This is a genomic window from Actinoplanes sp. G11-F43 (genome assembly GCF_050589265.1).
Taxonomy (GTDB): domain Bacteria; phylum Actinomycetota; class Actinomycetes; order Mycobacteriales; family Micromonosporaceae; genus Actinoplanes.
Map to the genome: position 1 here is coordinate 225,704 of NZ_JBNZCE010000024.1, position 25,759 is coordinate 251,462.

Genomic DNA, 25,759 nt, shown 5'->3' on the forward strand with positions numbered 1-25,759 from the left:
CGGGCAGGCCCACCGATCAGGCCGGGCCGACCCGCCGGTACTGGGTGAAGTCGGTGCGGCGGCGCAGGGCGAAGCCGATCGACTCGTACAGGCGGATGGCGTTGACGTTGCCGGCCGAGGTGTGCAGGAACGGGGTGTCGCCGCGGTCCCGGATCCCCGCGGCGATGGTGTGCACCAGGCGGGTCGCCAAACCCCTCTTGCGGTACGCCGGGTCGGTGCAGACCGCGCTGATCTCGGTCCAGCCGGCCGGGTGCAGGCGCTCCCCCGCCATCGCGATCAGCCGCCCGCCGGGTGTGCGTAATCCCAGGTAGACGCCGAGCTCGACGGTTCGCCGCCGGAACGGGCCCGGTTGGGTACGGTCGATCAGGTCGAGGATCTCCGGCACGTCGGCCGGCCCCAGCCGCACCGTCTCGAACACCGTCGCGAAGTCGGCGGCGAACACTCCGGCACCGGGCGGGCCGGTGGAGACCAGCTGCACGCCGGCGACGCTGCCGCCGATCTCCCATCCCGGGTGCACCGTCCGCCCGGCGCCGACGATGGCCACCGTGGCCCCGGCCGGCACCAGGGCGGACAGGTCGGCCCACGCGCGCGGGTCGGCCGGGTCCTCGACGGCGTGGAACGGGGCCACGTCGTCGTCGTACCGCGCCGCCCGCCCGTTGACCTGCGCGAACCTGGTGTGCGCGCCGGTCAGCGAACTCCACGCCGGGTTGTCCAGCACCGCGGTGGCGAGCGAGCTGGTCATCTGCCCTCGATCGGCAGGCCGGGCGGGTTGATCTCGGCCTTGGTGACGGCCTCGTTGGCGAGGTTCCAGCGGTCGAGGATCTTCGCGTAGTCACCGGAGGCGATCAACGTGTCGAGGGCGGCGGCGTACGCCTTGACGAGCCCGTTGTCCTTCTTGGTGGTCAGCGCGATCAGCCCTTGCAGGTCCTTGCCGGCGCCCGAGTAGGTGCCGACGATCTCGGACTGCCCGGTGGTGGACACCTGGTAGGCGGCGGCCGGGGACGGGCCGAGGTAGAGGTCGATCTGGCCGGAGCCGAGGGCCAGGAAGGTGGCCTGGTTGGTCTGGTAGTACTTGATCTCGACCTCGGGCAGGCCCTGCTTCTCGACCTCCTCAGCCCACTCGACGAGGATCTTCTCCTGATTGGTCCCGGAGCCGACGGCGACCTTCTTGCCGGCGATGTCCGCGGGTTTGGTGACGGTCAGCCCGGAGCCCTTCTTCGCCAGCCAGGCCAGGTTGTCCAGGCGGTAGGTGACGAAGTCGTACTTGAGTTTGCGTTCCTCGGTGACCGTGATGTTGGAGGCGCCGAGCTGGAACTTGCCGCTGTCCAGGCCGATGAACAGGTTCTCCCAGGAGGTGTTCTCCAGGACCGGTTCCAGGCCGAGGGTGCCGGCGATGGCGACCGCGATGTCCGGCTCGTTGCCGATCAGCGTCTTGTTGTCGGTGGCGGCGAAGGCGAGCGGCGGGAATCCGGAGCCGGCCGCGCCGACCCCGATGACCAGCTTGCCGGAGGCGGCCACGTCCGGTGGGAGCAGTGCGGCGGCCGCGTCGTTCCGGGCCGGGACGATCCGGTTCTGGTCGGGGCCGGTGTTGAGCGCCGGGCCGGCCGATGCGCCGGGACCGGCCGCGGCTTCGGCGGGCTTCTCCTCCGGCGCGGCGCACGCACCGAGCCCGAGGGCCACGACGGCGAAGGTGGTGAGGGCGAGTCTTCTGCGCATGGAGTTCTCCTGAGATGTATCGCGTGGTGATCTGCGGTGCGCTGCGCGCCGCAGATCACCACGCGATCTGGCGGGGTTGGACGTGNCCCCCCCCCCCCCCCCCCCCCACCACAGGGGGTTTAGGCGAGGACCTTGGACAGGAAGGCCCGGGTGCGGTCGTGGCGGGGGCTGTCCAGGACGGCGGCGGGTGGGCCCTGTTCGACGATGCGGCCGGCGTCCATGAAGACGACCGTGTCGGCGGCCTCCCGGGCGAAGCCGATCTCGTGCGTCACCACGATCATCGTGGTTCCGGTGGCGGCCAGGTCGCGGAGCACGTCGAGGACCTCGCCGACCAGCTCCGGGTCGAGCGCCGACGTCGGCTCGTCGAAGAGGATCAACTTCGGGTCGAGGGCCAGGGCCCGCGCGATGGCGACACGTTGCTGTTGGCCGCCGGACAGTTGCCGGGGGTACGCGTCCGCACGGTCCCCCAGCCCGACCCGGGTGAGCAGCTCGCGGGCCCGGTCGTACACCTGCCGCCTGGGTCTGCCCTGTGCCGAGACGGGCGCCTCGGCGATGTTCTGCAGGGCGGTCAGGTGCGGGAACAGGTTGAAGCCCTGGAAGACGAAGCCGATTCCGGCGCGCTGCCGCAGGATCTGCCGTTCGCTGAGTTCGTGCAGCCGGGCGCCGTTCTGCCGGTAGCCGATGAGCTGGCCGTCGACGCGTACGAGCCCCCGGTCCACCTTCTCCAGATGGTTGACGCACCGGAGCAGTGTCGATTTGCCCGAGCCGGACGGGCCGAGGATGACGGTGACGGTGCCGGCCGCCGCGGTGAGGTCGATGCCGCGCAGCACCTCGGTGGGGCCGAAGGACTTGTGCACACCGGAGATCTCGATCATCGCGACGCCCTCCCGAGGAGCTTCTGGAGCGGGGTGGGTGGCAGGGTGCGGACCGCGCCGCGGGCGAAGTGCCGTTCGGTGTAGTACTGCAGGATCGACAGGGCGGCGGTGAGGATCACGTACCAGACCGTCGCGACCATCAGCAGGGGTACGACCCGGCCGCTGCGCCCGTAGATCACCTGGACCTGGTAGAACAGCTCGCCGATGGCCAGGACGTACACGATGGACGTGCTCTTCAGCAGGTTGACGAGCAGGTTGGCCGCGTTCGGCAGGATCGCCCGCATCGCCTGCGGCAGCACGATCCGGTGGAACTGGCGCCACTTCGGGATGCCGAGGGCGGCGGCGGCCTCGTGCTGGCCGTGGTCGACGGAGAGCAGCCCGGCCCGGATGATCTCGCCGGCGTACGCGGCCTCGTGCAGGGCCAGGCCGAGAATGGCGGCGCCGAGCGAGCTGATCAGGTTCACCGTCGGGAACGACCAGCCGGGGCCGAACGGGACGCCGACCTGCAGGCTGTCGTAGAGGTAGCCGAGGTTGGCCCAGAACAGCAGCTGGACCAGCAGCGGCACCGACCGGAACACCCAGATGTAGGCCCAGCTGACCACGGACAGCACCGGGTTGGGTGACAGCCGCATGGCGGCCAGCGGGATGCCGCCGAGGAAGCCGAGCACCGCCCCGGCGACGGTGAGCAGGAGGGTGACTCCGAGCGCCTCGACGACCGACTTCTCCAGGAAGTAGCCGAAGAAGGTGGGCCAGTCCCAGCCGGGGTTGGTGGCCAGCCCGTGGACGAACTGGGCGAGCAGCACCAGCACCAGCGCGGTGCCGGCCCAGCGCCAGGGGTGGCGTGCGGGGACCACGGTGAGCTGGTCGCCGACGCTCTCCTCCCGGCGTGGCGGGGTCAGGACGGTCATGCCGATGACGCTAGGCAGCGCCCCGCATCACCCACAAGTCCTACCGAGAATATATGTTTAACGACATCGTTGCGGTATTGCCAGTAAGCCCATCGGCACGATAGGAATATGGGGCATTGACGCGTACCCCTCCCTGGAGATCCCGTGACCACGACGCTCGCCCCCGCGCCACCCGCCCCGCCGGCGGAGACGGCGGCCCTGGCGCCGGCCGGCGGACTGCGCCGCCGCCTCGCGTTGCGCCTGCTCGCCCTGGTCGTGCTCTACGTGCTGTGGGAGGTGACGGCCCGGGTGATGCGCAACCCGACCTTCATCCCGCCGCCCGGCGCGGTCTGGGATCAACTCGTCAAGACGTCGACCAGCGGATACAGCGGTCATCTGCTGATCGAGCACCTGGGCGTCAGCCTGCGCCGGATCGTGATCGGCTCAGCCGTCGGCGTGGCCGGCGGCCTGCTGATCGGCGTGCTGCTGGGCACCGTCGGCTGGCTGCGGGTGGTGGCCGAGCCGGTGATCACCTTCGTCCGGGCGCTGCCGCCGCTGGCGTACTTCAGCCTGTTCATCATCTGGTTCGGCATCGACGAGACCCCGAAGCTGTGGCTGCTGTCGATCGCCGCCCTGCCGCCGGTCGCGGTCGCCACCGCCGCCGCCGTGCACGGCGCCCCGACCGGCCTGGTCGAGGCGGCCCGGGCACTGGGCGCGAGCCGCTGGCAGTCGACCCGGGACGTGGTGCTGCCGCACGCCCTGCCGGAGATCTTCACCGGCGTCCGGCTGGCGGTCGGCGTGGCGTACTCCTCGGTGGTCGCCGCCGAGACCATCAACGGCGTGCCCGGCATCGGCGGCATGATCCGCGACGCCCAGCGCTACTCCCAGACCGACGTGGTCGTGCTCGGCCTCTTCGCCATCGGACTCTCCGGCCTGCTCATCGACGCCCTGCTGCGGATCACCGAGGACCGGTTGATCCCGTGGCGCGGCCGAATCTAAGGAATCCACGTTGAAGAAGTTTCTCGCCCTCACCACGGCCGTCCTGCTGCTGGCCGGTTGCGGGGACGGCGCCGCCAGCGGTGGCGCCGACCCCGAGGAGAAGTCGATCCGGATCGCCTACCAGGCGTTCCCCAGCGGTGACCTGATCGTCAAGAAGCAGGGGCTGCTGGAGAAGGCACTGCCCGACTACAAGATCACCTGGACCAAGTTCGACTCCGGCGCCAGCATCAACACCGCGTTCGTGGCCAAGAGCCTGGACATCGCCGCGATCGGCTCCAGCCCGGTGGCGCGCGGGCTGTCCGCACCGCTGAACATCCCGTACCAGGTCGCCTTCGTCCTCGACGTGGCCGGTGACAACGAGGCCCTGGTGGCCCGCAACGAGTCCGGGATCGCCGACGTGGCCGGGCTGCGCGGGAAGAAGGTGGCCACCCCGTTCGCCTCCACCGCCCACTACAGCCTGCTCGCCGCCCTGGACAAGGCCGGGCTGAAGGAGTCCGACCTGACCATCGTGGACCTGGAACCGCAGGACATCCTGGCCGCCTGGACGCGGGGTGACATCGACGCCGCGTACAGCTGGCTGCCGTCGCTGGACGAGCTGAAGAAGACCGGGAAAGTCCTGGTCACCAGCCGGGAACTGGCCGCCGGCGGCAAACCCACCCTGGACCTGGGGGTGGTGTCCACCGCGTTCGCCGAGGCCCACCCGGAGGCGGTCGACGCGTGGCGCAAGGCCGAGGCCCAGGCCCTGGACATCATCGCCACCGACCCGGCGACGACCGGCAAGGCCATCGGCGCCGAGCTGAACCTGACGCCCGAGGAGGCACTCGCGCAGGTGAAGCAGGGTGTCTTCCTCAAGCCGGCCGATCTGTCGTCGCCGGAGTGGCTGGGCACCGAGGGCAGCGTCGGCAAACTGGCCGACAACCTGGTCAGCGCCGCCGAATTCCTCAAGTCACAGGACAAGATCGACGCGGTGCCGTCGCTGGCCGACGTGCAGAAGGCCGTCTACGTCAAGGGACTGCCCGGTGTCCTCGGCTGACGCGATCACCATCGACGGGCTGACCCACGCCTACGGCGACACCGTCGCGGTCGGGCCGATCGACCTCACCGTACCGGCGGGCGAGTTCCTGGTCCTGGTCGGCGCCTCCGGCTGCGGCAAGAGCACCCTGCTCCGGCTGATCGCCGGGTTCGAGCAGCCCACCACCGGAACCGTGCGGACCGCCGGTGCCGCGCCCGTCCCCGGCAAGGGGGCCGGGCTGGTCTTCCAGCAGCCGCGGCTGTTCCCCTGGAAGACCGTCGGCGGCAATGTGGCCCTGGCGCTGCGCTACGCCGGGCAGGCGGTCACCAAGGATCGGGTCGACGAGCTGCTGGCCCGGGTCGGCCTGCACGACGTGGCCCATCGCCGCACCTGGCAGATCTCCGGCGGACAGCAGCAGCGGGTGGCGATCGCCCGCGCCCTGGCCGTCGACAATCCCCTGCTGCTGCTGGACGAGCCGTTCGCCGCCCTGGACGCGCTCACCCGGGAGAAGCTGCAGGACGATCTGCGGCAGGTCAGCGCCGAGACCGGCCGGACCAGCGTGTTCGTCACGCACAGTGTGGACGAGGCGGTGTTCCTGGGTAGCCGGGTCGTGGTGCTCACGCCCCGGCCCGGCCGGATCGCCCTGGACCTGCGGATCGACCTGCCGCGCACCGGGGTGGCCGCCGGCGAGCTGCGGGGCCGGCCCGAGTTCGCCGCGCTGCGCGCCCAGGTGAGCCACGCGATCCGCGACCGGGTCACGGTGTGATCCGGTACGGGTGCCCGCCTCGACCGGACGACTGCTGACACCGGGCTGCGGAGCCGCACAAAAGGTTCGGAGCGCCACGCCGCTCCGAACCTTTTGTCCCGATAATTCAGCATATCGAGGGGTGTGACTGAACGGTCCTGGCGTTCCGGCTGGTCCGCTTCGGGGGTTACCGGGACCATCGCATTCGCCCGGCGGCCGCTGGACGGTCCGGTGTGTCGCCTGCCTCGCGGGGACCTGTGCCGGCGACCCGATCGGCGTGGGCCCGTCTGGCGTACTCCACGGGGTTGCGAATGACCGTCGGCCGGGAGACGGACGCCTGCCCGTGGTGACGCGGAACCGGACCGGAATGTGTGGAACGCCTACGCCGGTTCGTCGTCGGCGGTCAGCCAGAGCCAGGTCAGGAAGCCGATCGCGACGACCGCGGCGACGCCTGCCGCGCCGGTCAGGAAGGTGAGGCGGCTGGGTTCCGGCAGGGTGGTCATCGATTCGGAGGTCTTGCCCAGCAGCAGGCCGAGCACGGTGATCGGGGCGGTCACCGCGGCCGCCGCCAGCAGGGGCAGGGTGGCGAACCAGCTGGGCCGTTCCGGTCGCGCCGCGGTCCGCCAGCGGGCCAGCCGGACCGCCAGGATCACCAGCGCGCCCCAGGCGAGCACCACCGCCACCGCGGCGATGACGTCGCTGGGCCGGTGCCACTGCGCCCACACGGTGGCGATCGACACCGCCACCGTGTAGCCGGCGCCGGCCAGGGCGGCCGTCCCGTGCAGGGCCGCCGGCAGGACCAGGACCAGGGTGAACGCCACCGAGGCGGCGGCCGTGACGTGGCCGCTGGGCAGCGAGTTGGCGTAGGTCAGCCCGTCGAACGGCGGGCGCGGCAGCATGCCTTTCAGGATCTGGGTGGTGCCGTTGGCGCCGAGCACCAGGACGGCCGCGGCGACCGCCAGATCGGCGCGTTTGCGCAGCACCCCGATCACCGCGCCGAACACGCAGACCAGCACCAGGCTGGTCAGCGTGGTGGCGTCCATGATCCGGGCGAGGATCTCCTCGATCCGCGGGTGCTGGACGTCGGTGCCGAACATGGCGGCGGTGTCCAGCCACTGCCCGGAGATGGTGCGCACGAAGACCTGATAGGTGGTGACGGCCGCCACGACGGCGAGCACCCCGACGATCAACGGCGCGGCCAGGTATCCGGCACCGGGCCGTCGGGTCACGGGTTCTCGCACTTCAACAGTGTCGGTCATGGTCATTCGCGGTCGTCTCCCACCTTCCGGGCGACTGAGCGTAAGCGCCCCGGTCAACTTAGTCCGGGACTTCCGTCATGTCCTCCTCCGCGTCGGCCTCCGGGGTGACGCGGTGCACCGGGTCCGGGCGGGGTCCGGCGATCTCGGCCAGGTGGTGCCGCAGGGACTGGGCGGCGGCGGACAGCGGCCGGTCCCGGTGGTGCAGCACCCCGATCGGCGGGTGGACCGGTGCCGGGTGCAGCCGGCGGACCTCCACCGGGGATCCGCACGGGCCCTCGGCCACCGCCCGGGACAGCAGCCCCACCCCGAGCCCGGCGGACACCATCTCGCGGATGCCGGCCGGGCCGTCGGTCTCGTACTGCACCCGCGGGGTGAATCCGGCCGAGCGGCCCGCGTCGTCGAGGATCCAGCGCAGCCCGCTGCCGTGCGGCATGCTCACGAACGGTTCGTCGCGGGCCTCGGCCAGGGTCAGCCGCCCGGAACGGGTCAGGCCGTGACCGACCGGCAGCGCCAGCACCAGGTATTCGTCGACAAGTGGCAGGGCGTCGAAGCGGGGCGGCACGTCGGCGTGCAGCGGGCCGATCACCAGGTCCAGTTCGCCCTGGTCGAGGGCGCCGAGCAGGCCGGTGATCAGGCCGGAGCGCTGGCGCAGGGCGATGCCGGGGTGGCCTTCCCGGAACCGGGCCAGCGCCCGCGGCAGGTCGTAGACGCCCAGGTTGGCGGTGGCGCCGACGGTGACCCGGCCGCTGACCACGGCGGTGATCTCGGCCATCTCGGTGCGGGCGCCGTCGAGTTCGGCGAGCACCCGGCGGGCCCGGGCGACGAACAGTTCACCGGCCGGGGTCAGGGCGACCTTGCGGGTGGTCCGGGCGAACAGGGTGACACCCAGCTCGATCTCCAGGGCCCGGATCTGGGCCGACACCGCGGACTGGGCGATGTGCAGACGTTCGGCCGCACGGGTGAACCCACCGTACCGGGCCACCGCCTCCACATAGCTGAGCTGCCGTAACTCCACCCGGAGATGGTGTACGCCGGACCGCCGCGCGACCCCGGTTTCGGCGGCCCAGTCACCTGTTTGTGGCCGCACCGGACACCTTGGCAACACCCGGCGGGGATGGAATCGTCGAGCCCGTGATCGATGCTGAAAAATACCTCTGGCTGGAGGACCTGGACACCCCGGACGTCCTGGAGTGGGTGACGGCCCGCAACGCGGAGACCACCGCCGGGCTGGCCGGTGAACGGTTCGCCCGCACCCGGGACGCGATCCGCGAGGTGCTGGACAGCAAGGACCGGATCCCGTACCCGAGGCGTCGAGGTGACGGCTTCTACTACGACTTCTGGACCGATGCCGATCATCCGCGCGGGCTGTGGCGGCGGACCACTCTGGAGCGGTTGCGCCGCGACGAGCCGGAGTGGGAGGTGCTGTTCGACGTCGGCGCGCTGAACCGGGCCGAGGGCGGGAACTGGACGTGGAAGCGGGTCGACGTGCTGCGTCCCGGCTACCACCGGGGTCTGATCAGCCTGTCCCGGGGTGGGGCGGACGCGGCGGTGGTGCGCGAGTTCGATCTGGGCACCCGGTCGTTCGTCGACCCGGCCGACGGCGGGTTCACCCTGCCCGAGGCGAAGAGTGACGTGTGCTGGATCGACGCCGACCATCTGCTGGTGGCGACCGATTTCGGCCCCGGTTCGCTGACCTCCTCGGGGTACCCCCGCATCGTCAAACGCTGGCGGCGCGGCACCCCCCTCTCCGCGGCGGAGACGGTGTTCGAGGGTGGGGCCGACGATGTGCTGTCGTCGGCGACCTACGATCCGACTCCCGGGTACGAGCGCGGCCTGGTGACCCGGATGGTGTCGTTCTACCGCAACGAGTACCGGCTGTACCGCCCGGACGGCCGGCTCGCCGACATCGACGTTCCCGAGGACGCGGTCATCGACATGCACCGGGAGTGGCTGCTGGTCTCCCCACGGTCCGCGTGGACGGCCGGTGGGGTGACGTACCCGGCGGGGTCGCTCGTCGCCGTTGACCTGGAGGCCTTCCTGGCCGGCGGCGGCGAGCCGGCCCTGCTGTTCGAACCGGACGAGAGGACCTCGCTGCGCGGCTGGTCGTGGACCCGCAACCATCTGCTGCTGGCCACGATGAGCGACGTGCGGACCCGGCTCGAGATCCGCACCCCGGCGCCCGGGGCGTGGGGGCGGGAACCGGTCGCCGGCGCCGGCGAGCTCGATCAGGTCGCGGTGCTGGACACCGAGCCGGGCACTGACGACGCGTACCTGCTGTCGTCGGAGGGGTTCCTCGACCCGGTCACGCTCAGCCTCGGCGAGGTGGGCGGGGACAGCACCGTCCTCAAGCGCGGGCCGGCGTTCTTCGGCACCGACGGGATGACGGTCCGGCAGTTCTTCGCCACCTCCGCCGACGGCACCCGGATCCCCTACTTCGTGGCCGGCGGAGACGGCCCCGGACCCACGATCCTGTACGGGTACGGCGGCTTCGAAGTCACCATGAGCCCGTCGTACAGCGGGTTGATGGGCCGGGGATGGCTCGCCCACGGCGGCACCTATGTGCTGGCCGGCATCCGTGGCGGTGGCGAGTACGGCCCGGCCTGGCATCAGGCGGCACTGCGGGAGAACCGGCCGCGCGCCTTCGAGGACTTCGCCGCCGTCGCCGCCGACCTGGTCGCCCGGGGCATCACCACCCCGCGGCAGCTGGGCATCCTCGGCGGCAGCAACGGCGGGCTGCTGATGGGGGTGATGCTGACCCGCTATCCGGAGCTGTTCGGGGCGGTGGTGGCCCGGGTGCCGCTGCTGGACATGCGAAGGTATACGAAGTTGCTGGCCGGAAAATCGTGGATCGCCGAGTACGGGGATCCGGACGTCGCCGAGGACTGGGCCTACCTGCGGGAGTTCTCACCGCTGCAGAACGTGCTCCCCGATCGGTCGTACCCGCCGCTGCTGCTGCTGACGTCGACCCGCGACGACCGGGTGCATCCGGCGCACGCCCGCAAGATGAAGGCGCTGCTCGACGACCTGGGCCATCGGGCCGGCTACTACGAGAACGTCGAGGGCGGTCACGGCGGCGCCGCCGACAACGAGCAGGCGGCCCTGTTGTGGGCGCTGACCTTCGAGTTCCTGTGGCGCGAACTGACCCCCTGACCCCCTTGCTCCCTCTTGTCCCCTTGTTCCCTCTTGTCCCCTTACTACCTCTTACACCCTTACTACCTCTTGCACCCTTGCTACCTCTTGTTCCCTTGCTCCCCCTTGTTCCCTGCGACGGCCCCGGTCCGCGGCTCCCCCTCTCCGCGGCCGGCCGCCGGGCCGCCGGTCGTTCTCAACCCCGTTCCGGTACGCCAATCGGCCCCACCCAAAATCGAATCGCCCTGTCCGGTCCCCGCGACGTCCGCACCCCACCGCACCGCCCGGCGACCGCCGGGCGAATGCGGCACCCAGCATCCCGAACCCCTCACCGACCCGAACACGGCACCGAGTGTGGTGGCCTAAAACAGGCCGGGGTGACGAGTTCAGGCACAGTCTCCCGGCCAGGCGTGCGTGCGATGCCGTCGGCCCAGAACGCCAGACGCCCACCCAAAAACCACAAACATGCTCAGCCAACGAGCCAACCGGCCGGGCAGAAACCAACAAGCCCCACCGCGTGGACACTTCCGGCACGCACCACACCACACATCACCACACAAGCTTGCAAACCACACCGCGTGGACACTTCCGGCACGCACCACACCACACATCACCACACAAGCTTGCAAACCACACCGCGTGGACAGTTGCGGCACGCACCACACCACACGTCACCACACGAACCGGCAAACCACACCGCGTGGATAGTTGCGGGGCGCAGCGCACCACACGTCACCACACGGATCGGGCTGCTGCGGCGTGTGGATGGTTCGGGTGTGGGACGGGGGTGGTTATGGGGTTCGGGTGGGTTCGACCGTTAAGTGGCGGACCTCGGCGACTGTCAGGACCGCGGCGCACGTCACCGCCATCGTGACCGCGCCGAGGATCAGCGGGAAGGCCGTGCCGAACGGGCCGGCCAGCAATCCGACCAGGGTGTACCCGATCGGCAGGGTGACCAGGGAGCCGAACCAGTCGTAGGCGCTGACCCGGGACAGCACCGGGGTCGGCACGTTGGCCTGCAGCACGGTCGCCCACAGGGCACTGAACACCCCGATGCCGATGCCGGCCAGGAACCCGGTCCCGATGATCACCGCGAGTGGCGCGTGCAGGGCGAGGGCCAGGCAGGCGGGCACGAACCAGAGCATGCCGAGGGTGGCGACGAGCATCGGGCGGTGGGGGGTGAACCGGACCATCAGCAGGCCGCCGACGACCGAGCCGGCCCCGAATCCGGCCAGGATGAAGCCCCAGGACTGGGGGCCGCCGAGGCTGTCGGCGGCGATCTGCGGGCCGAGCACCATGTACGCCGGGACGGTGGTCAGGTGCACCAGGCTGAACTGGGCGACGATGGTCCACACCCAGCGCCGGGAGATGAACTCGGTCCAGCCTTCGCGCAGGTCGGTGAGCATGCTGGTGCGGCGGGGCCGGGGTGCGGCGGTGTCGCGGGGCACGGCGACCAGGAACAGGGCGCTGATCAGGTAGGTGCCGGCGTCGATGGCGAGCACGGTGGCCGGGCCGGTGAGGGCGACGAGCAGGCCGCCGACGGCGGGGCCGGCGAGGCTGCCGAAGGAGCGGCCGAATCCGATGAGCGCGTTGGCCCGTTGCAGGCCGGTCTTGTCGGCCAGGGTGGGGATGAGGCCGGTGAGGGCGGGCCGGAAGAAGGCGTTGCCGAGGCCGTCGACGGCGGCGAAGAACATCAGCACGATCAGTGGCACGTCGCCGGTGAACAGCCAGACGGCGAGGACGGCCTGGCTGCCGCCGCGCACCGCGTCGGTGATGAGCATGACGGTGCGGCGCGGGAGCCGGTCCGCGAGGACGCCGGCGACCAGCACGAACGCGATGGTGGGCAGCCGGCCGGCGGCGAGCACGAGGCCGAGGCCGGCGGCGCCGTGGCCGCTGGCGAGGACGGCGAACGCCAGCGCGACGGTGGTCATCTGGGTGCCGAGCAGGGAGGTGTAGAAGCCGGCCAGCAGGTTGCGCATCGGACGGCTGATCGGCGGCGGGCTCCCCATGACAGCGAGTCTGCCATAGATAACTACCGCTTAGTCATATTAGTCCCTTGTGTCCGCGTCATACCACTCGTGGTAACGATCATGGCGACATCAGAGACTCGTCCTATTTGGAACAGACTAGTCCGCAAACCGGACCGCTGGAGCAGGCCGGTCAGCGCCGGCCGGCCGAGAAACAGCTGGCGGTAGAGCAGCAGCAGGTCACCGGTGTGCAACTCGACGACACGCCGGGCGGCCGCGCCGTCGATGTGCAGGGTGACCGGGCGGTTCAGCCGGGCGCCGCTCCACACCTCGTGACGGTCCGGGGTGAAACCGCGTTCCGGCTCGTACCAGGCCGGGTCGATGTCGAGAAGGTCGAGACCGAGGCGGTGGCTGGGCGGCAGCGGCGGGGCCGCCTCGACCGGCCCGAACGGCACCCGGCCGGCGGTGTCGAAGCGGGCGGTCAGCACCAGCAGGTCGTCCGGGCCCAGCTGGGCGGCGAGGTGCGACAGCAGCGGGCCGGGATCGGCGAGGTTGAACGGCGTACCCCCGGTGAGCAGCAGCAACCGGGGATCACCGGAACGTGCGGCGAGCAGCGTGGGGTCGTTGAAGTCGCCTTGGACGAACTCCATCCGGCCGGTCTCGGCCGGGAACGCCGCGCACAGCCGGGTGCTGGTCATGGTGAGCAGGTCCGGGCTGAGCTCGATCGCCCGGTAGCCGCCGAACCGGCCGGCCGCCAGCAGCCCGGCGAGCAGCCCTTCGGCGGGCCGGCCGGTGCCGGGCCCGAGGTCGAGCACCTCGACCGGGCCGGGCGGCAGCAGGCCGAGCAGTGCGGTCACGTGCTCGGCGAGCAGCAGGTCGCTGGCTCGGGGCCGGGTGAACCGGGCGGTGCCGGGATCCTCGGTGACGGCACGCCACAACTCGGCGCCGTCCCCGAAGAAGGTCAGCTCCTGGGGGAACTCCCGGCGCCGGATCAGGGAGTCGGCCACGGTGTCCGCCTGCGCCCGCGTGTAGGTCTGCGAGAAGCGCCGGCCGGGCGCGACGACTCGTCCATCGATGCCGGTCACCTGCGGAATGATAGGTGACCGTCATCGATGCCGAAGATCAGGCCGACCATTCCTTCGCGAGCAGCTCGTACGATCGGACCCGGTCGGTGTGGTCGTGCGCGATCGTGGTGATCAGCAGCTCGTCGGCGCCGGTGACCCGTTGCAGGGTGTCGAGCTTCTCGGTCACCGTCTGTGGCGATCCGGTGAACTGGGTGTCGACCCGGTCGGCGACGATCGCCCGGTCCTGGTCGGTCCACACGAACGCCTCGGCCTCGGCGATGCTCGGGTAGGGCACGGCGCCGAGCCCGGTGCGGATGCTGCGGACCCAGACCGCGAACGGTGTGGCCAGGTGCCGGGCGGTGGCGTCGTCCTCGGCGACCAGCACGTCGGCGGAGACCATCACATGCGGTTTCGCCAGGGTGGCGGACGGCACGAACGATTCCCGGTACGCCTGGACGGCCTCCAGGACCTTGGCCGGGGCGACGTGGTAGTTGGCGGCGAACGGCAGCCCCCGCGCGCCGGCGGTGCGGGCGCTCTCGCCACCGGAGCTGCCGAGCAGCCACACCTGAAGGTCGGCGCCGGCGCCCGGCGTGGCGGTCACCTCGCTGCCCTCACCGTCGGTGACCGGCCCGGCCAGCAGCGCGTCGATCTGGTCCAGCACCTCGGTCAGCCCCAGCGGCTGCGCGCCCGGCTGGGTGAGCAGGCCACCGGCCAGCGCGGAGCGTTTGGAGGCGAAGATCGGCGCCCAGTCGAAGTGTTTCGGAATGAGCAGTCCGTCGACGACCCGGGCCGCGTCGCCGGACGGCGGTCCACCGGCGGCCTTCTCGGTGCGGGCCTGCCCGGACCGGCCCAGGCCCAGGTCGAACCGGCCCGGATACAGGGCGTCGAGCAGCCCGAACTGCTCCACGATGGACAGCGCGGTGAGGAAGCCGGTCTGCACCGCGCCGGACCCGAGCCGGATGTGCTCGGTGACCGCGGCGATCTGGCCGAGCAGCAGCGCCGGCTGGGAGCTGGCCACCCCTGGCGTGAAGTGGTGTTCGGCCACCCAGTACCGGTGGTAGCCGAACTGTTCGGCCCGCCGGGCCAGGTCGAGGGTGCGGCGCAGGGCGTCCGGCACGTCACCGCCGGAGACGAGCGGGGCCAGATCGAGGATCGACAGGGGTACGGGCATGGCTACCGCCCTTTCAGGTGGCCGAGTGCGGGGGCGATGTCGGCGGCGAACAGTTCGAGGCTGGCCCGGTTCTGTGTCTCGGTGAGCCCTTCGGTGTCCGCGCTCAGGTGGGTGATCTCGTGACCGAACCGCTGGTGGTAGCGGTGCACCTTGTCGATGATCTGCTGCGGGCTGCCGACCAGGATCGAGCTGCGCTCCACGGCGTCCTCCAGGGTCGGGAACACCGGCTCCACCCCGACCTTGCGGAACGCTTCGAGCCGCGCCTGGTAGACGGGGCGGTAAACGTCAAGAGCCTCTTGCGAGGTACGCGCGGCGTAGAACCCGGCACTGCCGGCCCCGATCCGGATCGCCGCCGGGTCGTGGCCGTGCACGGCCCAGCGCTCCCGGTAGTAGTCGATCAGTTCGGCGTACGGCTCGATCGGGTTGGTGACGTTGGCGGAGAAGAGCGGGTCGCCGTAGCGGGCGGCGAGGTCGACGCTGGCCCGGCTGGTCGCGCTGCCGTGCCACACGGTGATCGGGTTCTGCAACGGCCGGGGCCAGGTCTCGGCGTCGGTCAGCGACGGCCGGAACCGCCCCTGCCAGGTGACCTTCTCCTCCCGCCACAGCCGGCGGAACAGGTCGTAGCTCTCCCGCAGCCGGTCCCACTGGTCGCCGACGGTGACATGGAACAGCTGGGCCTGGGCGGCGCCGTTGCCCTTGCCGATCATCAGTTCGAGGCGGCCACCGGACAGGTTGTCGAGGGTCGCGTAGTCCTCGAACGCCCGGACCGGGTCGAGCAGGCTGAGCGTGGTGACCCCGGTGAACAGCCGGATCCGGGACGTCTTCGCGGCGATGTGGCTGAGCACCACCGGCGGGGACGAGGACAGGAACGGCCGTTCGTGCCGCTCCCCCACCGCGAACCCGTCGAAGCCCAGCTCCTCGGCGAGGACGGCGGCGTCGACCACCTCCCGCAGCCGCTGTTCGGCGGTCTTCGACCGGTCGATCCAGGTGATCAGGCTGAGCAGCAGGAACCTCATGCCAGCCCCAGGTTGCCGCGCAGCGTGGTGGCGGAATATCCGGTCCGGAACACACCGCGCTCCTGCAGCAGCGGGACCACCCGGTCCACGAAGTCGTCGAGCCCGGCCGGGGTCAGGTGGGAGACCAGGATGAAACCGTCGCACGCGCCGGTCTGCACGTATTCGTTGAGCTGCTCGGCGACCCGTTCGGCGGTGCCGATGAAGTTCTGCCGGCCGGTCACCTCGATGATCAGGTCGCGGATCGACAGGTTCTTGGCCTCGGCGCGGGCCCGCCACTCCCTCGCGGTGGCGATCCGGTCCGGGTACATGCCGGCCCGGCCCTTGATGATGGTGTCGTCCTCGTCCAGCACCGGATCGATGGCCGGCAGCGGGCCGTCGGCGTCGTAGCCGGACAGGTCGGTGTTCCACAGCTGTTCCAGCAGCAGGATCGCGGTCTGCGGGCTGACCTGCTGGCGGCGGATGTGGTGGGCCTTCTCCTGGGCGTCGGCGTCGCTGTCGCCGAGCACGTACGACACCCCCGGAATGATCTTCAGACTGTCCTCGGTGCGGCCGTACCTCGCCAGCCGGTCCTTGACGTCGCGGTAGAACACCCGGGCGTCGTCGAGCTGATGGTGCCGGGAGAAGATCGCGTCGGCGTGCTGGGCGGCCAGCTCCCGGCCGCCCTCGGAGTCGCCGGCCTGCAGTACGAACGGATGGCCCTGCGGGCTGCGCGGCACCCCGAACCGGCCCTTGATGTCGAACTGGCTGTTCCTGATCGCGAAGTCGCCGCCGTCGGTGTCCCACAGGGCGCGGACGGTCTGGATGAATTCGGCGGCCCGCACGTACCGGTCGGCGTGGTCCAGGAATCCGCCGCGCCGGAAGTTCTCACCGAAGAACGCGCCGGGTGAGGTGACCACGTTCCAGGCGGCCCGGCCGTTCGACAGATGGTCCAGGGTGGCCAGTTGGCGGGCCAGCTCGTACGGCTCGTGCCAGGTCGCGTTCAGGGTTCCGGCCAGGCCCAGATGGGTGGTGACGGCGGCCAGCGCGGACAGCACGGTCAGGGTGTCCGGGCGGCCGACCACGTCCAGGTCGTGGATGAGCCCACGCTGTTCGCGCAGGCGCAGGCCCTCGGCGAGGAAGAAGAAGTCGAACAGGCCGCGTTCGGCGGTCCGGGCGAGGTATTCGAAGGAGTCGAAGTCGATCTGGCTGCCGGCCCGCGGGTCGCTCCACACGGTGGTGTTGTTCACGCCGGGGAAGTGTGCGGCGAGGATGATCTGCTTAGGCAACGGAGGCCTCCCGGGCGTAGCGGTTGACGGCGGCCGGCAGGCCGAGCCGGTCACGGAGGGTGGGCTTCGTCGACGGCTGGAAGAGCCCACGCCGCCGCAGCTCATCCACCAGATCCGATATTTCGGAGATGTCGTCCAGCGGGAAGCGGAAGCCGTCGACACCCGAACTCGCCCACCACTCCTGAACGAGATCGGCGTCGGCAACCGGGACGTCCGCGAACACCTTCTTCGACGGGATGGCCCGAGCATCCTCCAGGGGAACGAAGAACAGATCGGCGTCCAGGTTCTCCCACACCCGCGGGCCGTGCGCCAGGGCCGCCACCACCGGCTGACCCTGCGGCGGGCGGGGCACGATCGACGGCCCCTTGACCGCGAAGTGCTCACCCGCGTACGCGATGTAATGCAGTTTGTCCCGGTCGATGAACCGCCCGGTGGCGACGTCCTTGATGATCGCGTCGTCCTCCCAGCTGTCCCAGAGCCGCCGCACCACCTCGATCACCTCGCCGGCCTCGGCGATCAGCGCCGTGGGTTCCAGCACCTCACGCCGGCCCAGCAGCGAGAACGAGGCCGGGTCGGCGGAGACCCGCACCTGCCAGCCGGCCCGCCCCCGGCTGATGTGGTCCAGGGTGGCCAGGGCGGTGGACAGGTGGAACGGCTCGGTGTGCGTGGTGGTGGCGACCGGGACCAGCCCGACGTGCCGGGTGAGCGGGGCGACCCGGGCGGCCACCAGCACCGCGTCCGGCCCGTGCCGCCCGAACGTGTCGTCGAACGTGACCAGGTCCAGGCCCAGCTGATCGGCCAGCCGGACCTGATCGGTCCAGTGGCCGGCGTCGAACGAGTCGCCGGTGAGGGCGACGGCCAGATGCAACGTCATGTGGTGACCTCCAATGTGGGCACGGCACGCAGCAGCGCCCTGGTGTACTCGTGGCCGGCGTGTTCGAAGACGGCACGGACCGGCCCCTGCTCGACCACCCGCCCGTCGTGCATGACCAGGACCCGGTCGGCGATGTCCCGGATCACGCCGAGATCGTGCGAGATGAACAGCAGCGCCGTCCCGTCCTCGTCGCGGATCCGGGCGAGCAGATCCAGGACCTGGGCCTGCACCGACACGTCGAGGGCCGAGACCGGCTCGTCGCAGATGATCAGACTCGGACGGGGCGCGACGGCTCGGGCGACGGCGACCCGCTGCCGCTGACCGCCGGACAGCTGCCGGGGATAGCGGTCCAGCACCTCCGGCCCGAGCCCGACGCGTGCCAGGACCGGCTCCGGGTTCTCGCCGCGGGGCAGGGCCTCCCCGACGATCCGGCGTACGGTCCAGCGCGGGTCGAACGCCGACAGCGGATCCTGGGCGATCAGTTGCAGACGGCGGCGGATCGGCCGGCGGGCCCGCTCCGGCACCCCGGCGAAGTCGCGGCCCTCGAACCGGACATGCCCGGAGGTCGGCTCGGTCAGCCCGAACAGCAGCTGCGCCACGGTGGTCTTGCCGGATCCCGACTCGCCGACCAGGCCGACGATCTCCCCGCGCCGGATGGTCAGCGCGACGTCCCGGACGACGGTGCGGTCCCCGTACACCTTGCGCAGTGCGGTGGCCTCGGCCACCACTTCGGCCTCCCCGGGCTCGGCGGTCCGCTCCCGGCGGCGGCCGGTCGCCGCCGCGATCAATTGCCGGGTGTACGGGTGGGAAGCGCCCGACAGCACCGCCCGGGTGGCCCCCGACTCGACGATCCGCCCGTCCTTCATCACCAGCACCCGATCGGCCAGCCGCGACACCACCGCGAGATCGTGGCTGATCAGCAGCAGCGTCTCGCCGGCCGCCCGGCGTTCGGCGAGCAGAGTGAGGATCTGCGCCTGGACGGTGGCGTCCAGGGCGGTGGTGGGTTCGTCAGCGATCAGCAGCCGCGGCCCGCCGGCGATCGCCGAGGCGATCAGGGCCCGCTGCCGCAGCCCACCGGACAGCTGGTGCGGATACTGCTTCGCCCGCCGCTCCGGCTCCGGCACGTGCACCGCCTCGAGCAGATCCCGGACCCGCCCCGGCCGGTCCCGCCGGTCGCCGATGCCGTGGGTGCGCAGCACCTCGGTGATCTCGGCGCCGACGGTGCGCATCGGATCCAGCGATACCAGCGCGTCCTGCAGGATCAGCCCGGTGTGCCGGCCGCGCAGCCGCCGCCAGTCCCGGGCCGCGAACCGGCGCACGTCCCGGCCGCCGACGGTGAACGCGCCGGCCTCCACCAGGGCTTGCGGACCGGCCAGTCCGACCAGGCTGCGGGCGGTCACACTCTTGCCGGAGCCGCTCTCCCCGACGAGGGCCACACACTCGCCCTCCTCGATGTCGAAACCGACCCCGCGGACGGCCTCCACCCGCTTGCCGCCCAGGCGGAAGGTGACCCGCAGGTCCTCGACGTGGATCACTGTCGGCGCCCTTCGAACCGGCCCTGCAGATGGCGGCCGATCACGGTGAGAGAGATGACGGTGGCGGTCACCGCCGCACCCGGCAGGATCGACGCCCACCAGGCGATGTGCAGGTAGCCGCGGCCCTCGGACAACATCGCGCCCCACTCCGGCGACGGCGGCTGCGGGCCGAGACCGAGGAAGCTCAGCCCGGCCGCGATCAGGACCGCCTCACCGAGGCCGATCATCGCCAGCACCGGGATCGGGCCGAGCACGTTCGGCAGCACGTGCCGCAGCACCAGGCGGGTGCGCGACGTTCCGAACGCGACGGCGTGGGTGACGTACGGCGCCCGTCGCACCACCAGGGTCTGCGCCCGCACCACCCGGGCGTAGTGCGGCAGGGTGGCGATGCCGATCGCCACGATCAGGCTGGCCGTCCCGGTGCCGGCGATCGCGATGAACAGCAGCGCCAGCAGCACCAGCGGGAACGCCGACAGGGCGTCGAAGCCGCGGCTGAGGGCCTCGTCGGCGTACCGGTGGGTGAGCCCGGCCAGCAGGCCCAGCAGGATCCCGGCGCCGACCGCGATGACGGTGGCCGCGACGCCGATGCTCAGCGAGTGCCGGGCGCCGTGCACCACCCGGTCGAAGACGTCTCGTCCGAGCTGGTCGGTGCCGAACCAGTGGGCCGCCGACGGCGCCTCCAGCACGTGCATCGGATCGGCGGCCAGGGGGTCGCCGGCGAACAGGGCCGGCCCGGCCACCGCGGTCGCGACCAGGGCGAGCACCACGGCCGCCGCGGCGATCCCCGGTCGTGGCTGTCGCAGGGTGAGCCGGCGGGTCTCCGGCCGGGGCAGGGCGATGGTCATCGGTGCTCAGCTCCTTCGCAGGCGCGGGTCGATGAGCAGATAGGCCAGGTCGGCCAGGGTGTTGATGACGACGAACGCGGCGGCGGCGAGCACCACCACGGCGAGCACCACCGGCATGTCGCCGTTGCCGACCGCCTGCAGGGTGACCTGGCCCAGGCCGGGCCGGCCGAACACCTGCTCGATGATCACCGCGCCGCCGATCAGCACCCCGGTCAGCCAGCCGAGCAGGGTGACCGCCGGGATCAGGGCGTGCCGCAGCGCGTGCCGGATCAGGACCGCCCGTTCCGTCAGCCCCCGGGACCGGGCGGTGACCGCGAACGGCTCGTCCAGGGCCCGGTCGATGCCGTCGCGCAGCACCTGGGCGAGGACTCCGGCGATCGGCAGGCCGAGGGTGACCGCGGGCAGCACCAGCGCCGCCCAGCCCTGATCGCCGGAGACCGGGAACAGGCCGAGCCGGAACGAGAAGACGCTGAGCAGCACGATCCCGATCAGGAACGGCGGGGTGGACACCAGGATCAGCTCGGCCGTCGAACTGATCCGGCGGGCCACCCGGTGCCGGGTGGTGACCGCCAGCACCAGCGCCAGCAGCACCCCGAACACCGCGGCGGCCAGGGCCAGCTGGACGGTCGACGGGATCTGCTCGCCGATCACCTCGTCCACCGGGCGCTGCAGCAGGTAGGAGCGGCCCAGGTCGCCGCGGGCGGCGCGCAGCAGGTAGTCCAGGTACTGCACGATCGCCGGCCGGTCCAGGTGCCACTCGGCGATGATCTGGGCCCGGATCTGCGGGGTGTCGGCACCGTCGCCGACGATCGCGTCGACGATGTCACCGGGGGCGGCCAGCAACGCCAGGTACGCCGCGGTCGCCGCCGCCCAGAGCACCACCACCGCACTGGCGACCCGCCGCAGCACCGCCTTGATCACTCGCTGATCCAGATGTCGTACGCGCTACCCGGCACGCCCGCGGCCGGCTCGAACCCGAGACCACCCACCCGGGTGCTGGCGGCGACCTGATCGGCCGGGGCGTACAGCGGCAGGATCAGCGCCTGATCGGTGATGGTGAGTTTCTGCACCTGCCGGTACGCCTCGGTCCGCTTCGCCGGATCACTGCTCGACTCCCCCTCCTCCAGCAGCCGGTCCAGGGCCGGATCCGACAGGCCGGTCCGGTTGATCGCGCCGCCGGAGTGCAGCAGCAGGTTGAGGGCGGCCCCGGCGTCGGTGTCGGCGCGGGAGTTGTCGAACACCTCGTAGGCGCCGTCGGCCAGGGTCTGCGTGTGGGTGCCCTGGTCGACCAGTTCGACGTCCAGATCGATGCCGGCGCTCTGCTTGACCGCCGCCTGCACCGCCTGGGCGAGGACGTCACGCCGGTCGCGGACGAACGGGGCGCTCTGCACCAGGCGTACCGTCAATCGTCTCCCGTCCTTGATCCGGAAGCCCTCGGCATCCCGGGCCGTCCAGCCGGCCTCGTCCAGCAGCCGGTTCGCCTCCGCCGGGTCCCCGCCGTACGTCTTCTCCAGGGTCTTGTCGTAGAACGGGCTGGTCGGGCCGATCACGCTCCACGCCCGGGTGGCGCTGCCCCGGTAGACGCCGGTCAGGACCGCGTCCACGTCGACCGCCTCGCGGAACGCCCGCCGCACCCGGATGTCGTCGAACGGCGCGTTGGCGGTGTTGAGGTAGTAGGAGTACGCCGACCCGGAGTTCAGCCCCCGCGACAGCGACAGCCGGCTGTTCGCGGTGATCAGGGCCTCGTCGGTGGCCGGGACGCCCTCGATGACCTGCACCTGGCCGGAGGTGAGCGCGCCGACCCGCACCGACGACTCCTTCAGGAACCGGTAGGTGATCTCGTCCAGATAGGCCGGTCCGGTGTGCGCGGCGGTCGACGGCGCCCAGTCGTAGTTCGGGTTCTTGACGAAGTGCACCTCCTGCCCGGCGGTGTAGCGGTCCAGCCGGAACGGGCCGGTGCCGGCCAGGCCGGGGCCGCCGGCCTTGAGGTTCTTCGCCTCCTTCAGCGATTTCGGCGAGACCTGGGCGCCCTGCGGGGTGGTCAGGAAGTCCAGCAGGAGCACGTCCGGCCGCTTCAGGTGGAAGGCGACCGTCGCGTCGTCGAGCACCTCGACCCGGTCCAGGTTGCGCAGCTGCACGGCGAGCACCGCCGGGTTGTAGCCCTCGACCCGGAACTGGTCGATGTTGGCTTTCACCGCCGCCGCGTCGAACTTCGTGCCGTCACTGAAGGTGACGTCGGTGCGCAGGGTGAAGGTGTAGGTCTTCCCATCTGCTGAGACGTCGTAGCCGGTGGCCAGCCAGGGCACATAACCACCCTGCCCGTCGTGGGTGAGCAGCGCCTCGAAGGTGTTCCAGACCAGCAGGCGGGCCTTGGCCTGGGCGTACTGGTGCGGGTTGAAGGTGATCGGCTCGGTCTCGATCGCCCAGGTCAGCGAGCCGCCACTGACCGGACGGCCGGCGTCGGCGGGGCCGGCCGCCCCGGACGAGCCGGGTGAGCACGCGGCGGTGAGGGCGAGGGTGAGGGTGACGAGTGCGGCGGCTGGCCGGATACGGCGCATGGGCGGTTCCTCCTCTCCACCATTCCTATAGTTCCGATAGGAGATTGGCAAGGGGCTATGACCGTGGACACGCCAAGTTCTCGATCAGGATCTGAACCATCCCGGCACGCCCTGCGTGTCCCATGGCGTGCAGCCGACAGACCTCGCCGACCCGCCGCCGAACCCGGATTCCGACAAAACCCCCGACGTGCCGTCTCCCGCGCCCTCCCCCGCGCCGGACACCCCGTCGGACGCGTCGGAGACTCCCCCCTCGGACGATTCGGACAGTCCGGCCAAGCCCGGCGACGACGTCAAGAGCCCCGGCTGGGTACGGCGGTTCCTGCGCTCCCCGTGGCTCTCCCACGGACTCACCGTCCTGGCATGCGGGATGGTGCTTGCCGCCCTGCTCTACCCGAACGTCCTGCGCCGGCTCACCCTCGGCAGCTTCGCCCGCATCCCGATCGAAGCCGCCGTCCTCATCCTGCTGCTGGTCGTGCTCCCCCGCCGCCCCCGCCTCGTCGCCGGCTCGATCACCGGCGCCGTCCTCGGCTGGCTGCTCATCCAGAAGAGCCTCGACATGGGCTGGTTCAAGACCCTGGCCCGCCCGTTCGACGTGGTCCTCGACTGGGAGCTGTTCGACGACACGTACAGCTTCATCCGTGACTCGTACGGCCAGATCGGCGCCTACGCCGCGGCCGCCGGAACCGTCCTCGGCGGCATCGCCGCCATCGCCCTGATGATCTGGGCCGTCCTGCGCGTCGCCGACCTGCTGCACCGCAACCGCCGCCGCTCGGCCCTGGCCGCCACCGGCATCGCCTCCGCCTGGATGCTGACCCTCGCCCTCGGCGTCCAGCTCGTCCCCGGCATCCCGGTCGCCGCCCGCACCACCGCCACCTACGCCTGGGACCGGGTCGGCCAGGCCCGCGCCGGACTGGCCAACGAGGCCGCCTTCGCCGAGGAGGTGAAGGTCGACGCCTTCCGCGACACCCCGCCCGACCAGATGCTCAGCGGCCTCAAGGGCAAGGACGTCATCTTCGCCTTCGTGGAGAGCTACGGCCGCAACGCCGTCGAATCCCCCGAGTTCGCCGAAGGCACCGCCGCCGTCCTCACCGAGGGCCAGGCCAAACTCGACCAGGCCGGATTCGCCGCCCGCAGCGGCTGGCTCACCTCACCCACCTTCGGCGGCAACAGCTGGCTCGCCCACTCCACCCTGCTCTCCGGGCTGTGGATCAACAACCAGTCCCGGTACCGCAACCTGACCGCCAGCGACCGGCTGACCGTCACCAGCGCCTTCCAGAAGTCCAGCTGGGACACCGTCAGCGTGATGCCCGGCGCCACCCGCGCCTGGCCGGAGGGCAAGTTCTACGGCTACAACCGGGTCTGGGACTCGCGCAACCTCGAATACCAGGGCCCCAAGTTCAGCTGGGCGCAGATGCCCGACCAGTACACGCTGAAGAAGTTCACCGAGCTGGAGTACGCCAAGCCGAACCGCGACAAGCTCTTCGTCGAGATTCCGCTGATCTCCAGCCACACCCCGTGGGCGCCGATCCCGTCGTTCTTCCCGGACTGGAACCAGGTCGGCGACGGCTCGATCTACCACGACGTCGCCGCCGAAGGCGAGCAGAAGGCCGACATCTGGACCGACTCCAAGAAGGTCCGCACCGAGTACGGCCGGTCCATCCAGTACACGCTGACCACCCTGATCGACTGGGTGCAGAAGTACGGCGACGACGACCTGGTCGTCGTCTACCTCGGCGACCACCAGCCGTCCAGCGTCGTCTCCGGCGACAACGCCAGCCACGACGTCCCGATCACCGTGGTCGCCAAGGACCCCGCCGTCCTCGACCGGATCGACTCGTGGGGCTGGGCCGAGGGCCTGAAGCCCCAGCCGACCACCCCGGTCTGGCCGATGAACCAGTTCCGCGACCGGTTCCTCACCGCGTACGGCCCCGGCCAGCACTGACCCCACCCCTCGATACGCGGTGTGCGGCGCCGGTCCCGGTCACTCCAGGCGCCGCACACCGCCCCACCTCTCCGCGTGGGGTGCGCAGCACCGGCCGCCATGCGCTCGGGCGGCGGGACCGCGCCGCCGCTCACACCTCGTCCGGCATCCTAGGAGGCCAGTTCATTCACCGGACCGGCGCGTCCACTCGAAGGGAACCGGACCGTCCGGCCGGCAGACGGTCCGGTCCGTCACGACGCGTGCGGGAACACTCGTTCCACCATGGCCAGTAGGCTGACCGTCAGCAGTGCGTGCACCTGGTCCCTGGTCAGCGCGCCGCGCCGCAGCCACTCCCGGGCGGTGTGGATCGCCAGCCCGACGTAGGCCCGGGACATGCCCCGCAGCGCCTCCGGCGGGTCCTCCCCCGCCCCGACGGCCCGCAGGATCCCGTCCGCGGCCACGTCCACCGCCTCGGCGATCACCTCGTCGACCTCAGCGTCCCCACCCATCCCACCGGCCCCGATGGCCGCGAGCCAGGACGTGCTGTGCCGGGAGACGACGTCGAGGAACCAGCTGACGATCGCATCGACCCGTTCGGGGAGTTCGCCCTCCGGAAGCTGCTCCAGGGCCACTTCGGGCACCGTGAGCATGACCCGCACGACTTCCAGGTATAAATCCTTTTTCGTCCCGAAGTAGTGGTTCACCAGCCCGCGCGCCACTCCGGCGTCACGCGCCACATCGGTCGTCGACACCTCGGCGTACGGTTTCGCCCCGAACAACCGGACGGCCACCGACAGGATCTGTTCGCGCCGGGCGTCCGGTTCCAGCCGCCGCCGGCGCACGGCCTCCACACTCACCCGCCCGACACTACGCCACGTCGATTCATCTTGCGGTGAGATGTCCGATTCATCAATGTGTCGA

General features: G+C 71.2%; 22 protein-coding genes. 5 read left to right on the forward strand and 17 right to left on the reverse strand.

Going from position 1 to position 25,759, the window contains the following annotated elements:
- Positions 1 to 16: 16 nt before the first annotated feature.
- The 4 genes from ACQ0O7_RS28075 to ACQ0O7_RS28090 form a co-directional block, all read right to left on the reverse strand.
- Positions 17 to 742 (reverse strand): GNAT family N-acetyltransferase, encoded by a 726-nt coding sequence (locus ACQ0O7_RS28075; RefSeq protein WP_430786016.1) that lies wholly within the window; start codon positions 740 to 742, stop codon positions 17 to 19.
- Entirely contained in the window at positions 739 to 1,716 is a 978-nt protein-coding gene (locus ACQ0O7_RS28080; RefSeq protein WP_430786018.1) for an ABC transporter substrate-binding protein, read from the reverse strand. The genes ACQ0O7_RS28075 and ACQ0O7_RS28080 overlap by 4 nt, the downstream gene beginning before the upstream one ends.
- A 119-nt stretch (positions 1,717 to 1,835) precedes the next feature.
- Complete coding sequence (locus ACQ0O7_RS28085) at positions 1,836 to 2,591, reverse strand: amino acid ABC transporter ATP-binding protein (RefSeq protein ID WP_430786020.1); 756 nt, start codon at positions 2,589 to 2,591, stop codon at positions 1,836 to 1,838.
- Positions 2,588 to 3,499 (reverse strand): amino acid ABC transporter permease, encoded by a 912-nt coding sequence (locus ACQ0O7_RS28090; protein WP_430786022.1) that lies wholly within the window; start codon positions 3,497 to 3,499, stop codon positions 2,588 to 2,590. The genes ACQ0O7_RS28085 and ACQ0O7_RS28090 overlap by 4 nt, the downstream gene beginning before the upstream one ends.
- Before the next feature lie 144 nt (positions 3,500 to 3,643).
- On the opposite strand from ACQ0O7_RS28090, the gene ACQ0O7_RS28095 reads away from it, so the two are divergent.
- Genes ACQ0O7_RS28095 through ACQ0O7_RS28105 form a run of 3 tightly spaced genes read left to right on the forward strand, consistent with a single transcriptional unit; the run spans position 3,644 to position 6,255 of the window.
- Complete coding sequence (locus ACQ0O7_RS28095) at positions 3,644 to 4,477, forward strand: ABC transporter permease (protein WP_430786024.1); 834 nt, start codon at positions 3,644 to 3,646, stop codon at positions 4,475 to 4,477.
- Positions 4,478 to 4,487: 10 nt separating this feature from the next.
- Positions 4,488 to 5,510 (forward strand): glycine betaine ABC transporter substrate-binding protein, encoded by a 1,023-nt coding sequence (locus ACQ0O7_RS28100; protein WP_430786026.1) that lies wholly within the window; start codon positions 4,488 to 4,490, stop codon positions 5,508 to 5,510.
- Positions 5,497 to 6,255: an ABC transporter ATP-binding protein gene (locus tag ACQ0O7_RS28105; protein ID WP_430786028.1), complete on the forward strand. Its 759-nt coding sequence runs from the start codon at positions 5,497 to 5,499 to the stop codon at positions 6,253 to 6,255. The genes ACQ0O7_RS28100 and ACQ0O7_RS28105 overlap by 14 nt, the downstream gene beginning before the upstream one ends.
- A gap of 359 nt (positions 6,256 to 6,614) precedes the next feature.
- Here ACQ0O7_RS28105 and ACQ0O7_RS28110 read toward each other — a convergent pair whose 3' ends face one another.
- Positions 6,615 to 7,475 (reverse strand): phosphatase PAP2 family protein, encoded by an 861-nt coding sequence (locus tag ACQ0O7_RS28110; RefSeq protein WP_430786030.1) that lies wholly within the window; start codon positions 7,473 to 7,475, stop codon positions 6,615 to 6,617.
- Positions 7,476 to 7,551: 76 nt separating this feature from the next.
- Positions 7,552 to 8,508: a LysR family transcriptional regulator gene (locus ACQ0O7_RS28115; protein WP_430786032.1), complete on the reverse strand. Its 957-nt coding sequence runs from the start codon at positions 8,506 to 8,508 to the stop codon at positions 7,552 to 7,554.
- 116 nt (positions 8,509 to 8,624) lie between these two features.
- On the opposite strand from ACQ0O7_RS28115, the gene ACQ0O7_RS28120 reads away from it, so the two are divergent.
- Complete coding sequence (locus ACQ0O7_RS28120) at positions 8,625 to 10,643, forward strand: prolyl oligopeptidase family serine peptidase (protein WP_430786034.1); 2,019 nt, start codon at positions 8,625 to 8,627, stop codon at positions 10,641 to 10,643.
- Positions 10,644 to 11,413: 770 nt separating this feature from the next.
- On the opposite strand, the gene ACQ0O7_RS28125 is transcribed toward ACQ0O7_RS28120, so the two are convergent.
- The 10 genes from ACQ0O7_RS28125 to ACQ0O7_RS28170 are packed head-to-tail and all read right to left on the reverse strand — an operon-like array spanning position 11,414 to position 22,917.
- Positions 11,414 to 12,631 (reverse strand): MFS transporter, encoded by a 1,218-nt coding sequence (locus ACQ0O7_RS28125; protein ID WP_430786036.1) that lies wholly within the window; start codon positions 12,629 to 12,631, stop codon positions 11,414 to 11,416.
- A gap of 23 nt (positions 12,632 to 12,654) precedes the next feature.
- On the reverse strand, positions 12,655 to 13,674 hold the full coding sequence (locus tag ACQ0O7_RS28130; RefSeq protein ID WP_430786038.1) for an L-histidine N(alpha)-methyltransferase: 1,020 nt from the start codon (positions 13,672 to 13,674) through the stop codon (positions 12,655 to 12,657).
- 37 nt (positions 13,675 to 13,711) lie between these two features.
- Positions 13,712 to 14,824: an LLM class flavin-dependent oxidoreductase gene (locus ACQ0O7_RS28135; protein ID WP_430786040.1), complete on the reverse strand. Its 1,113-nt coding sequence runs from the start codon at positions 14,822 to 14,824 to the stop codon at positions 13,712 to 13,714.
- 2 nt (positions 14,825 to 14,826) lie between these two features.
- A complete protein-coding gene (locus tag ACQ0O7_RS28140) occupies positions 14,827 to 15,840 on the reverse strand; it encodes an LLM class flavin-dependent oxidoreductase (RefSeq protein WP_430786042.1) in 1,014 nt (337 codons plus the stop codon).
- Positions 15,837 to 17,105, reverse strand: a complete 1,269-nt coding sequence (locus ACQ0O7_RS28145; protein ID WP_430786044.1) for an LLM class flavin-dependent oxidoreductase — start codon at positions 17,103 to 17,105, stop codon at positions 15,837 to 15,839. The genes ACQ0O7_RS28140 and ACQ0O7_RS28145 overlap by 4 nt, the downstream gene beginning before the upstream one ends.
- Positions 17,098 to 17,979 carry an LLM class flavin-dependent oxidoreductase gene (locus ACQ0O7_RS28150; protein ID WP_430786046.1) on the reverse strand — a complete coding sequence of 294 codons (882 nt, stop codon included), beginning with the start codon at positions 17,977 to 17,979 and terminating at the stop codon, positions 17,098 to 17,100. Before ACQ0O7_RS28150 ends, ACQ0O7_RS28145 begins: the two co-directional genes overlap by 8 nt.
- Positions 17,976 to 19,514, reverse strand: a complete 1,539-nt coding sequence (gene nikE / locus ACQ0O7_RS28155; RefSeq protein ID WP_430786048.1) for a nickel ABC transporter ATP-binding protein NikE — start codon at positions 19,512 to 19,514, stop codon at positions 17,976 to 17,978. The genes ACQ0O7_RS28150 and nikE overlap by 4 nt, the downstream gene beginning before the upstream one ends.
- Positions 19,511 to 20,359 (reverse strand): ABC transporter permease, encoded by an 849-nt coding sequence (locus ACQ0O7_RS28160; protein WP_430786050.1) that lies wholly within the window; start codon positions 20,357 to 20,359, stop codon positions 19,511 to 19,513. The genes nikE and ACQ0O7_RS28160 overlap by 4 nt, the downstream gene beginning before the upstream one ends.
- A 6-nt stretch (positions 20,360 to 20,365) precedes the next feature.
- Positions 20,366 to 21,280 carry an ABC transporter permease gene (locus ACQ0O7_RS28165; protein ID WP_430786052.1) on the reverse strand — a complete coding sequence of 305 codons (915 nt, stop codon included), beginning with the start codon at positions 21,278 to 21,280 and terminating at the stop codon, positions 20,366 to 20,368.
- Entirely contained in the window at positions 21,277 to 22,917 is a 1,641-nt protein-coding gene (locus ACQ0O7_RS28170) for an ABC transporter substrate-binding protein (protein WP_430786054.1), read from the reverse strand. The genes ACQ0O7_RS28165 and ACQ0O7_RS28170 overlap by 4 nt, the downstream gene beginning before the upstream one ends.
- 127 nt (positions 22,918 to 23,044) lie before the next feature.
- Here ACQ0O7_RS28170 and ACQ0O7_RS28175 point away from each other — a divergent pair, with 127 nt between their 5' ends.
- A complete protein-coding gene (locus ACQ0O7_RS28175; protein ID WP_430786056.1) occupies positions 23,045 to 24,859 on the forward strand; it encodes a sulfatase-like hydrolase/transferase in 1,815 nt (604 codons plus the stop codon).
- A 230-nt stretch (positions 24,860 to 25,089) separates the two neighbouring features.
- Here ACQ0O7_RS28175 and ACQ0O7_RS28180 read toward each other — a convergent pair whose 3' ends face one another.
- Entirely contained in the window at positions 25,090 to 25,695 is a 606-nt protein-coding gene (locus tag ACQ0O7_RS28180) for a TetR/AcrR family transcriptional regulator (protein ID WP_430786058.1), read from the reverse strand.
- Positions 25,696 to 25,759 lie beyond the last annotated feature (64 nt).